This is a genomic window from Rathayibacter sp. AY1D9 (assembly GCF_002932395.1).
In the GTDB taxonomy this organism is placed as follows: Bacteria; Actinomycetota; Actinomycetes; order Actinomycetales; family Microbacteriaceae; genus Rathayibacter.
On record NZ_PSVQ01000040.1, the window covers coordinates 19,969 to 30,702 of the forward strand.

Below are 10,734 nucleotides of genomic sequence, written 5' to 3' on the forward strand. Positions count from 1 at the left end.
CCATGCCCGCACCCACCATCGTCCTCGTCCACGGAGCGTTCGCCGACGCCGCGAGCTTCGCCCCGGTCACGCGGATCCTGCTCGACGCCGGCCACGCCGTGCGCGTCCCGGCCGTGCCGAACCGCAGCCTGCTGGGCGACGCGGAGTACCTCCGCTCCTTCGTGGAGCAGCTCGACGGGCCGGTCCTGCTGGCGGGCCACTCCTACGGCGGCGCCGTGATCACGGTGGCGGGCGCCGCCGAGAACGTGGTCGGCCTCGTCTACCTCGCGGCCTACGCGCTCGAGGAGGGGGAGAGCCTCGGGCAGCTGCAGGGAGCCTTCCCCGACTCCGACCTGCCGGCGAACCTCGTCTACACCCCGTTCCCGATCGACGGAGCGGAGCCGGGCACGGACGTGTCGGTCGCGGTGTCGGCGTTCCCGGAGGTGTTCGCGGCCGGGATCGACCCGGCCGAGGCGGCCGTGCTCGCGGTCGGCCAGCGCCCGCTCGCCGCTCTGGCCTTCGGTGAGGCCGCTCCCGTCGCCGCCTGGCGGACCCGGCCGAGCTGGGGCGTCGTCGCGGCCGCGGACCGGACGATCAATCCGGACGTCGAGCGGTTCGGCTACCGGCGGGCGGGCGTGCGCTCGGTCGTCGAGCTCGACGCGCCGCACCTGGTGATGCGCTCGCACCCGGAGGAGGTCGCGCGGGTCATCGCCGACGCCGCGGCGGAGCTGAGCTGACCGCGGAGTCGCCTGACCGCGGAGGGGTGCGCCGAGTGCCGGTGCGCTCCTCCGCACCCCGCCGCGCACCTCCGCACCCCGCCGCGCACCGCCCCCACCCGGAAGCACGCCCCGCCGATCTAGGTACTCCCGCCGCGGATCTAGGTCGGCGTCGCGTGGAGTCGGGCCCGCCTCCTCCCTAGCCTCGAAGGGAGAGAAGGGCGGGATCGTGGACACGGACACCGCGCGGCTCGGCGCCTACCTCCGGGGGCACCGCGACCGGCTGCGCCCCGACGAGGTCGGCCTGGGCGCCGACGGCAGGCGCCGCGTCAGCGGGCTGCGCCGCCAGGAGGTCGCCGTGCTCGCGGGGATCAGCCCGGACTACTACCTGCGGCTCGAGCAGGGCAAGGACCGCCGCCCCTCGGCGCAGGTCCTGGACGCTCTGGCCCGGGCGTTCCGTCTCGACGCGGACGGGCGGGACTACCTCTTCCGGCTCGGCGGGCACGCCGCGCCGCGCCGCTCGCCGGGCTGGGCGCAGGCCGGGCCGACCCCGGCGCAGGTCGGCAGCCTGACGAGCATGGTCTCGTCCTGGACCACGACGCCCGCCTACGTGGTCGACCGCTACCTGGACCTCGTCGCCGTGAACGAGCTCGGCCGCCTGTTCCTCCCCCTGGCCTGCGAGCAGGGGACCAACATGATCGAGGCCGTCGTCGACGCCGCGGCGCTCGAGACCGACGCCGAGCGGCACGAGGACTGGGACCGCACGATCGCCGTGATGACCGCCGCCCTCCGCTTCCACTCCGACCCGGCGGACCCGCGTCTGCGGGTCCTGGTCGCCTCGCTCGGGGGCCGCTCGCGGGTCTTCCGCCGCGTCTGGGCGAGCCAGGAGGCGTATCCGCTCCGCGAGGGCTCGTCGCCGGTGCGCGTCGACCCCTTCGGCTTCATCGCCTTCCGCTGGCAGACCCTGGAGGTGCACGGAGGCGACCACTTCCTGACCTCCTTCTTCGGCGCCCCCGGCAGCGCCGCGGCCGCCGCGATCGATTTCATCCGGGCCCGCCACCGGGTCGAGGAGTGTCTGCGCGAGGGTGCGATACTCGACGCGTGAAGCGGGACGCGCTCGTCGTCGGTCGGGGATCGGAGCTCGCGCGGCTCCGTCTGATGGTCGACGGCATCGCCGCCCACGGGTCGGCGCTCGTCATCGACGGGGACGCCGGGGTCGGCAAGACCACCCTGGTCGAGGAGGTCGTCGCCTACGCCCGCGCACGCGACGTGCGGGTGCTGCGGACCGCGGGCTCCGCAGCGGAGTCGAGCGACCAGTACGCGGCGCTGCAGCTCCTCCTGCACCCACTCCGCCCGGGCCTCGACGGCCTGCCCCTGCCGCAGCGGGACGCGCTCCGCGTCGCCTTCCACCTGGCGGAGGGAGTGCAGCCGACGCCGCTCCTGGCCGGCCTCTCGGCCCTGACCCTCCTGAGCGACGCCGCCGCCGATCGGCCCCTGCTGGTCGTCGTCGAGGACCTGCACCGGATCGACCCGGAGTCGGCGTGGGCGCTGCGGATGCTCGCCCGGCGCATCGGCGAGGACCGCGTCGTCGTCGTGATGACGACGCGGGACCGGCCCGAGGAGGACTCCGGCCTCGAGCACCTGCACCTCGGGCCGCTGTCGCCCGCCGACTCGGCCGCTCTCCTCGACACGCTCCCGCATCCTCCTCGCGGCGCCGCCCGGCGCGCTCTGCTCGACCTCGCCCGCGGGAATCCGCTCGCCCTGGTGGAGCTGACCGGACGCGACCCGTCCGCCGACGAGGCGGAGGACCGCGCGGTGACCGGACGCCTCGAATCGGCCTTCGCCGAGCGCTTCGCGGAGCTCGACCAGCCCTCGCGGCTCGCCGTGCTGGCCGTGGCGCTGGGCGACGTCGCGACGGCGGAGGAGGCGAGCCGGCTGGCGAACCTGGCGATCGGCCGCCACCCCGACCCCTCCTGGATCGACAGGGCCGTCGCCGCGTCGCTGCTCAGCTGGACGCCCGGGAGCGGACTCCGCTTCCGGCACCCTCTCGTGCAGTCCGCGGTGACGAGCGTGAGCCGCCCCTCCGAGCGTGCGGCCGTGCTCCGCACGCTCGTCCAGGAGCACCGCGACGACCCGAGCCGGACGCTGTGGTGGCGGTCGGAGCTCGCGACCGGCTCTGACGGGCCGGTCGGCGAGGAGCTCGCCGGTCTCGCGGCGTCCGGCCTGGCGACGGGCGACGTCGTCCTGGCGGCTCAGGCGATGGAGCGGGCGGCGGAGCTGACCCCCGCGGGTCCGCTGCGCGTCTCGCGCCTGATCGACGCGGCCGAGTACTCCGGACTCGCCGGCCGGACCGCGGAGGCGGCGCTGCTCGTGCACCGCGCGGCGGGCGAGACAGTCGATCCGGTGCTCACCGCCCGTGCCGCCTGGACGCGCGAGACGCTGCCGACCGGGCGCACGGCCCTCTCGCGGGGAGACCTCTCGCCCGCGCTCGCCGCAGTGACGGCGCTGCAGAGCCACGGAGCCGTCGACGCCGCGACCGCCGCGCTCCTGCACCTCGCCGCCATCGCCTGGGACCACAACCGCCAGGCGTCGCCGGGGGAGCCGATGATCCAGGCGGTGCGCGCGCTCGCCCTCGACGACTCCGACCCGCGCGCCGTCCTGCTCGCGGCGGTCACCGAGCCGATCGCCCGCGGCGACGAGGTCGTCCGCCGGGCGCTCGCGGCGGCCGGCGGAGCGAGCGGTCCGGAGGAGGCGTGGTGGCTCGGCTACGCGCTGAACACGGCGGGCGAGGTCGAGGTCGCCCGGGAGCTCCTGGAGGCGGCGATCACCGGGCTGCGCGCGCGCGGCGACATCCGGATCCTCCCGCAGGCGCTCCTCGCCGCCTCGATGACCACGTCGCTCGCCGGCCGCATCTCGCGCGCCCGCTCCTTCGCCGAGGAGGCGCTCGTCCTCGGGAGCGACCTGGGGGACGTCGGCTTCGAGACCGCGTCCCGGGCCTGCCTGGCCTGGTTCGACGCGATGGAGGGCGTCGCGCCCGATCCCGAGGCGATCAGCGCGGGCAGCGCGATCGGCGCGGCCGTCCTCTGCTCGAGCGTGATGCGGGCGACGCTCCGCGGATCGCGAGCGGCGGTGGCGGTCCTCGAGTCGCGACCGGGCGACGCCGTGCCGGAGCTCCTGCCCCTCCTCGACAGGGACGACGACTCCCTGAACCCCGGCTTCGCGATCCTGACCACGCCCGACCTCGTCGACGCGGCTCTCGCGACCGGGGACGTCGGAGTCGTGCGCCTGCACGCCGCGAGGCTGGAATCGCTCTTCGAGCGCTGGCACCAGCCGATGATCGAGGCGGCGGTGCGCTACGCGCAGGTCGCGGTGGCGCTCGCCGACGGAGCGCCGGACGCCGCGGCCGGGCTGCTCCGCCGGACTCCGCCGCCGCTCCCGTACGTGCGGGCGCGGGCGCTGCTGCTCGTGGGCGACGGGCTGCACCGGGCCGGTCGGGCGGCGGAGGCGAGGCCCCTCCTCCGCGACTCGCTGGCGATGCTCGAGGAGCTGCCGATCCACGCCTGGGCCGATCGGGCCCGTGACGCGCTCCGGGCCGCCGGAGGGAGGATCGCGGACGCGCCGTCGCCGGCCGCTGCCACGCTGACCCCGCAGGAGCTGCGCATCTGCGCTCTCGCGAGCACGGGGCTGTCGAACCGCGCGATCGCGCAGAACCTGTTCCTCTCGCCGCGCACGGTCGGCGCGCACCTGTACGCGGCGTACCGCAAGCTCGGGATCGGCGGGCGGGGCGAGCTCGCCGCGGTGCTCGGCAGGGACGCGGGCGCCGACGCCTGAGGCCGGACTCCGCTCGCAGGGGCACCCGGCCCCCGTTCGAGCGCAGACGCGCAGGCGCGCCCCGGAACGGCCGGGACGCGCCTGCGAGCGTGCCGCGCTACTCCTGGATGAAGGCCAGCAGGTCGGGGTTGATGACGTCCGCGTGGACGGTCAGCATGCCGTGCGGGTAGCCCTCGTAGATCTTGAGCGTCGAGTTCTGCAGCAGCTCGTGCTGCTTGAGCGCGGCGTCCTTGTAGGGGACGACCTGGTCGTCGTCGCCCTGGGTGACGAGGACGGGGACGGTGATCGCCTTCAGGTCCTCGGTCTGGTCCGTCTCCGAGAAGGCCTTGATGCCCTCGTAGTGCGCGAGCGCGGATCCGGTCATGCCCTGGCGCCACCAGTTGTCGACCACGGGCTGCGAGAGCTCGACCCCCTCGCGGTTGAAGCCGTAGAAGGGCCCGGAGGCCACGGCCTGGTAGAACTCGGCGCGGTTCGCCGCGAGAGCGTCGCGGAAGCCGTCGAACACCGAGATCGGCGTGCCCTCGGGGTTCGCCTCGGTCTGCACCATCAGCGGCGGGACCGACGAGACGAGGACGGCCTTGGCCACGCGGCCCTGGGGCTCGCCGTACTTCGCGACGTAGCGCGCGACCTGGCCGCCTCCAGTGGAGTGGCCGATGTGGATCGCGTTCCGCAGGTCGAGGTGCTCGACGACCGCGTTCACGTCGCTGGCGTAGTGGTCCATGTCGTGTCCGGTGCCGACCTGGGTCGAGCGTCCGTGCCCGCGGCGGTCGGTCGCGATGACGCGGTAGCCGTGCGCGTGGAAGAACAGCATCTGCGCGTCCCAGTCGTCGGACGACAGCGGCCAGCCGTGGTGGAAGACGATGGGCTGCGCGTCGGTGCTGCCCCAGTCCTTGTAGTAGATCTCGACGTCGTCGTCCGTGGTCACAAACGGCATCTTCGAACCTCCGTGCTCGTGTCGATCCCGAGCCCGGCCCGGGTCGTGTCCAAGGTGGTGCCTCCCCGGATGAGGGTGGGGAGCGGCTCCACGATAGGGGCGTGGGAGCGCTCCCTGAAGAGCGCGGGGAGATGTTCCGACGATCGTCCAGACCTGGTCGCCCGGGCGGTGCCGGGGCCGCCGGCCGCGCTCGCCGAGTGGGGTCGGATGACTCGTGACCGGCACCGCGGACGCTGACAGGATCGCGGCGGACGCGCCCTCCCGCGGCGCGCGGATCGGAGGTCGCGATGCCCACGACGACGCCCACGACGACGGCCCTGCCGACGCGCAGGACGACGACGCCCCAGCGGGCGGTGCTCCGGTGACCGTCGAGGACCGCGTCCCGATCGAGCCGCAGGCGGTCGTCGCTCCGCTCAGCCGGTCCGCCGTCTTCCTCTCGCTCGACATCGTCGGCGGGCAGGACGCCGCGGACCGCGTGCGGGACGTCGTCGCCGACGTGGGCGGGATCCTCCGCGCGGTCGGCTTCCGCGACCTGGGCCTGCGCCTCTCCTGCCTGGTCGGGATCGGGAGCGACGCGTGGGACCGCTTCGGCGGGGAGGGGCGCCCCGCGCAGCTGCACCCGTTCCGGGAGGTGGTCGGCGCGGCGCACACGGCCGTCTCGACGCAGACCGACCTCCTGTTCCACATCCGGGCGGAGCGGGACGACGCCTGCTTCGAGTTCGAGCGCCTCCTGCTCGACGCGCTCGGCGAGGACGTCGTCGTCCGCGACGAGGTGGTCGGCTTCCGCTACTTCGACAACCGCGACCTGCTGGGCTTCGTCGACGGCACCGAGAATCCGACCGGCGAGGCGCTGCCCCGCGTCGCGCTGATCGGCGCGGAGGACGCGGCGTTCGCGGGCGGCAGCTACCTGGTCGTGCAGAAGTACCTGCACGACCTGACGGCCTGGCACGCGCTCACCACCGAGCAGCAGGAGCGGGTCATCGGCCGGAGCAAGGCCGACAACGTCGAGCGCGAGGACGATCCGGCGCAGCTCTCGCACAAGGGGCTCGCGACCGTGGTCGACGCCGGCGGGACCGAGCACGACATCCTCCGCGACAACATGCCCTTCGGCCGGCCCGGCAGGGGCGAGTTCGGCACGTACTTCCTCGGCCTGGCCGCCGACCTGTCGGTGATCGAGACGATGCTGACGCGGATGTTCGTCGGCGTGCCCGCGGGCCGGCACGACCGCCTCCTCGACTTCTCGACCGCGACGACCGGCGGGGTCTACTTCGTGCCCTCGCGGGACGTGCTCGAGGGCCTGGGCGGCTGACCCGGGCCGGTCGTCGGGGCGCGGATCGAGTCGGATGACCGTGGTGCGGCCCGGGCCGGAGCGGTGGGATCGGAGCAGCGCAGGCGCGCAGGACGATCAGCAGGGAGAACGCCGTGGAACCCGACGACAGCACCGCTCCGCACCACGAGACCCCCGGTTTCGGAGACCCGGACCTCCCCCAGGAGGGGATCGTGAACACCGAGGGCGATCCCTCGGCGAACACGATGACCGGCCCGCAGAACCGCGTCCTGGAGGGACTGTTCCCGAACCAGATCGCCGCGCCCGCGACGGACATCAGCACGCAGCCGTTCTTCTGGTCCTCCTTCAACATCTCGCCGCGGCGGGTGCAGCGGGGAGGCTGGGCGCGCGAGCTCACGCAGGCCGACTTCGCGATCTCGAACGAGATCGCCGGCGTGAACATGTACCTCGAGGCCGGCGGGATCCGCGAGCTGCACTGGCACCAGAGCGCCGAGTGGGCGCTGATGACCAAGGGGAACTGCCGCATCACCACGCTCAGCCGCACCGGCCGGCCCAGCGTCGACGACGTGCAGGAGGGGGACCTCTGGTACTTCCCGCCCGGCCTGCCGCACTCCCTGCAGGGCCTCGGCCCGGACGGGGCGGAGTTCGTGCTCGCGTTCGACGACGGCGAGCAGTCCGAGAGCAACACGCTCCTGCTCACCGACTGGTTCGCGCACACGCCGCCGGACGTGCTGGCGAAGAACTTCGGCGTCGCGCAGGAGGTCTTCCGCGACATCCCGCTGCACGACCTCTGGATCTTCCCGGGCGACGTGCCCGGCGACCTCCAGGCTGACCGGGCCGCGGCCGGGGTGCAGGACGGCGACGAGGCGGTGATCTTCCGGCTCTCCCGCTCGGAGCCCGTGCACCAGAACAGCGGCGGCCGGATCCAGATCGCCGACAGCACGAACTTCCCGGCCTCGCGCACGGTCTCGGCCGCGCTGACGACCGTCGAGCCCGGCTCGATGCGCGAGCTGCACTGGCACCCCAACGCCGACGAGTGGCAGTACTACCTCCGCGGATCCGCTCGGATGACCGTCTTCAACACCGGCCCGCACGCCAACACGACCGACTTCCACGCCGGAGACGTGGGCGTCGTGCGCCGCAACTTCGGCCACTACGTGGAGAACACCGGCGACGACACGCTGGTCTACATCGAGACTTTCAAGAGCTCCCGCTACGAGGAGGTGTCGCTCGCCCAGTGGCTGAGCCACCTGCCGCCGTCGCTGGTCGCGCAGCACCTGAACATCCCGGAGGAGGTGCTGGCGACCTTCCCGCCCGGGACGCAGGGGATCACTCCGCTGCGCTGAGGGAGGGACGCGCGGAGGGGACGGGGACATGGCGGAGGATCACGAGGCGGCGCTCCTGCCGTGGGCGGGGAGGGCGGCGGTGCTGCTGGACCGGCACCTGCGCGTGCTGGCCGCGACTCCGCTCGCGCGGGCGCTCTCGCCCGCCTTCGCCCCGGGAGTGAGCATCGCCCGCTTCACCTTCCTGGACTCGTCCGAGGTCGAGGACCTGCCCTGCTGGGGGTCCGCCGCCGACCAGGTCGCGGCGATGCTCCGGGACTCGCTCGAGCGGCACCGGGGGGACCGGGAGTTCCTGACGGTCGTCGGGGAGCTCTCGGCGAGGAGCCCCCGGTTCGCGGACTCGTGGGCGGCCGGGGCGGAGGCCGACGCACGCGGGTCGGTCGTGTTCCTCGACACCGCGGTCGGCTCTGTTCCGATGGACTACCGGCTGGTCCGGGACGGCGCGCGCCTCCTGCTCCTGTTCGAGGCGGGTGACGCGGCGGGTCGCGAGGCGCTCGCCCGGCTCGCCGCCACGCGTCAGGCGCCGGCCGGGGCGGCCAGCGCGGTGCCCGCCTCCGGAGCGGGCCGCAGCGAGGCGAGGACGTCGACGGCCGCGGCCGCCGGAGTCCCCGCTGCCGCGAGGTAGGTCACGACGTACCGGCCCGGAGCACCGGCGAGCTCCAGGGTCTGCATCTCGAGGTCGAGCCAGCCGAACGGCTCGACGTGGACGCGGATCCACCGGTGGGTGAAGGGGCGGACCTGGTACTCGGCCCAGATCGACCGGAACAGCGGATTCTCGACCGAGCACTCGCCGACGATCTCGTGCAGCCGCGGATCGTCGGGGTCGCTGTAGAACCGCAGCGCGGCGATCAGCTCGCGGAAGACCTGGCCCCACGCCTGCAGCTGGTCCGGCGGGTCGCCGTCCGCCTCGGCGCGCGCGTAGCCGCGGGACGTGGAGAGCAGCATGTTGGCGCCGGGCACGCCCTTGTCGGGGGCGAGACGGCTCATCAGGTCGTTCGCGCCGAGGACGTCGAGGTTGCGGTCGAACGCGTACGCCGGGGTCCTCGGCCAGTGGGCGAGCAGCGACTCCACGCCCTGGCCCGGCGGAGGGGAGTCGGGATCGCACGGGCCGGGGCGCAGCCGGGCCAGCCGGAAGAGGTAGGCGCGCTCGAACTCGTCGAAGGCGAGCGCCTCGGCGAGGGCGTTCAGCACCTGGTCGGACGGGGCGACCGCGTGCCCCTGCTCGACGCGGAGGTAGTAGTCGCGGCTGATTCCGGCGCGGTCGGCGACCTCCTCGCGGCGCAGGCCCGGCACCCGCCGCCGGGTGCCCGCGGTCGGCACGCCGACCTGCTCCGGCCGCAGCGCCGCCCGGCGAGCGCGGAGGAACTCCGCGAGGGGGCTGCGAGAGCTCATCGTGCGACTCCATCGGATCACCCGCCGGGTCGAGCGGCGGTCGTGCGGGGGTGGGGCCGTACCGGTCGTCCGGTGGGACACAGAGTATCGTCGGGCGCCCGCGGGGCCCACTGCCCTGCTGCGCCTCCTGCCCGGCGCCGATCGGGGGCCGGGCGCTCGGGAGGGTTCGCCAGAGGGAGCGCTCCGGAGGGTTCCGACAGAGGGAGGAGAGCGCGCCCGCGCCCGGCGGTCAGCATGGGGTCCTCGGAACCCGTCCCTCAGGAGTCGCGATGACGATCAGTGCACTCTCCTCGCCGCCCGCGCGCCCGAGCGCACCCGAGGACGTGGTGGTCCGGATGCTGAGCTCGGCGTCGCCCGCGCGGGAGCGGCTCCTGGTGGTCGAGGGCGGGATCGGCTCGGGCCGGACGCACATGCTGCGCTCCGCCGCGGCCACCGCTCGCGCCGCCGGCTGCGAGGTCGTGGAGGTGCGGCCGGACCGGGGCGACGCCGTGATCGGCGCGTCCTCGCTCGCGCTGTTCGCCACGCTGATCGGCCGTCTGCAGCGGGTGCGCGACTCCTCCGCCTCGCCCTGCGACCCCGGCTTCCTGATCGTCGTCGACGACTGGGAGCGGTTCGACGTCGCCGCCCGCGAGACCCTCCAGGCCCTGGTGACCCGGCTGGTGGACGAGGTCGGTGCCGCCTGCCTCCTCGCCACCGGCGACCGTCGCGTCCTCGCCGGCTGGGAGGGCCTCCGGCACCGTCGCACGGAGCCCCTCGACGCGGAGGCGGCCCGCGGCTTCCTGCGCACCCACGGCGGCCGCCGGCCGCTCGCCGTCGAGGCGCGCCTGCTGCGGGTCGCGGAGGGGAATCCGCTGCTCCTCGACGTACTCGGGCTGGCCTGGGCCGACGAGGACGCTCCCTCGCCCTTCCCGGTCTACCCGCGACTCGAGCAGGCCGAGACCCGGGTGCTCGATCTGCTGGCTCCGCTGTCGGAGCCGAGCCGGGAGGCGCTCCTGGTCGCCGCGGTGGCGGGCGCCGAGTTCCCGGAGAGCATCGGGTCGGCCCTCGGAGACGGGGACAGCGCCCTGGTGCAGGCGGGGATCCTGACGGCGGGCGGCCGTGCGTTCCGCGACCCGGTGGTCCGAGCGGTGGTGCTCTCGACGGCGACGCCCCGAGCGCTGCGGGCGGCCCGGAGGCGGCTCGCCGAGCGCCCGGAGTCGGCCCCGCACCTCCGCCTGCTGCTCGCGGCGGACGACGCCGCCGGGCCGGAGG

Annotated in this window: 9 protein-coding genes; 7 read left to right on the top strand and 2 right to left on the bottom strand. The window is 74.6% G+C overall.

Annotated elements, in window-relative coordinates:
• The first annotated feature begins 2 nt into the window (after positions 1-2).
• From C5C50_RS14190 to C5C50_RS14200, 3 genes are all read left to right on the top strand, one after another.
• Positions 3-716: an alpha/beta fold hydrolase gene (locus tag C5C50_RS14190; RefSeq protein ID WP_104248158.1), complete on the top strand. Its 714-nt coding sequence runs from the start codon at positions 3-5 to the stop codon at positions 714-716.
• 208 nt (positions 717-924) lie between these two features.
• Complete coding sequence (locus C5C50_RS14195) at positions 925-1,800, top strand: helix-turn-helix domain-containing protein (RefSeq protein ID WP_104224008.1); 876 nt, start codon at positions 925-927, stop codon at positions 1,798-1,800.
• Positions 1,797-4,526 carry an AAA family ATPase gene (locus C5C50_RS14200; RefSeq protein WP_104273731.1) on the top strand — a complete coding sequence of 910 codons (2,730 nt, stop codon included), beginning with the start codon at positions 1,797-1,799 and terminating at the stop codon, positions 4,524-4,526. The genes C5C50_RS14195 and C5C50_RS14200 overlap by 4 nt, the downstream gene beginning before the upstream one ends.
• A 97-nt stretch (positions 4,527-4,623) precedes the next feature.
• Here the strand turns inward: C5C50_RS14200 and C5C50_RS14205 are convergent, their stop codons facing one another.
• Positions 4,624-5,460, bottom strand: coding sequence for an alpha/beta fold hydrolase (locus C5C50_RS14205; protein WP_104224006.1), 837 nt, complete (start codon positions 5,458-5,460; stop codon positions 4,624-4,626).
• 214 nt (positions 5,461-5,674) lie between these two features.
• Here C5C50_RS14205 and C5C50_RS14210 point away from each other — a divergent pair, with 214 nt between their 5' ends.
• The 3 genes from C5C50_RS14210 to C5C50_RS14220 all read left to right on the top strand — a co-directional run bounded on the left by C5C50_RS14210 (position 5,675) and on the right by C5C50_RS14220 (position 8,716).
• Entirely contained in the window at positions 5,675-6,769 is a 1,095-nt protein-coding gene (locus C5C50_RS14210) for a Dyp-type peroxidase (RefSeq protein WP_308471026.1), read from the top strand.
• A gap of 113 nt (positions 6,770-6,882) precedes the next feature.
• Positions 6,883-8,094: a cupin domain-containing protein gene (locus C5C50_RS14215; protein ID WP_258059808.1), complete on the top strand. Its 1,212-nt coding sequence runs from the start codon at positions 6,883-6,885 to the stop codon at positions 8,092-8,094.
• A 28-nt stretch (positions 8,095-8,122) separates the two neighbouring features.
• Complete coding sequence (locus tag C5C50_RS14220; protein ID WP_104273732.1) at positions 8,123-8,716, top strand: hypothetical protein; 594 nt, start codon at positions 8,123-8,125, stop codon at positions 8,714-8,716.
• On the opposite strand, the gene C5C50_RS14225 is transcribed toward C5C50_RS14220, so the two are convergent.
• On the bottom strand, positions 8,608-9,483 hold the full coding sequence (locus C5C50_RS14225; protein WP_104273733.1) for a helix-turn-helix domain-containing protein: 876 nt from the start codon (positions 9,481-9,483) through the stop codon (positions 8,608-8,610). The genes C5C50_RS14220 and C5C50_RS14225 overlap by 109 nt on opposite strands.
• Positions 9,484-9,752: 269 nt before the next feature.
• Between C5C50_RS14225 and C5C50_RS14230 the strand changes: the two genes are divergently transcribed.
• Positions 9,753-10,734, top strand: a 982-nt coding sequence (locus tag C5C50_RS14230; protein ID WP_219814106.1) for a hypothetical protein, incomplete at its 3' end; no start/stop codon positions are given.

Bases quoted from the DNA above. Each gene is read 5' to 3' on its own strand.
- C5C50_RS14190 (WP_104248158.1), top strand. From the start codon at position 3: ATGCCCGCACCCACCATCGTCCTCGTCCACGGAGCGTTCGCCGACGCC.
- C5C50_RS14205 (WP_104224006.1), bottom strand. From the start codon at position 5,460: ATGCCGTTTGTGACCACGGACGACGACGTCGAGATCTACTACAAGGAC.
- C5C50_RS14225 (WP_104273733.1), bottom strand. From the start codon at position 9,483: ATGAGCTCTCGCAGCCCCCTCGCGGAGTTCCTCCGCGCTCGCCGGGCG.
- C5C50_RS14220 (WP_104273732.1), top strand. From the start codon at position 8,123: ATGGCGGAGGATCACGAGGCGGCGCTCCTGCCGTGGGCGGGGAGGGCG.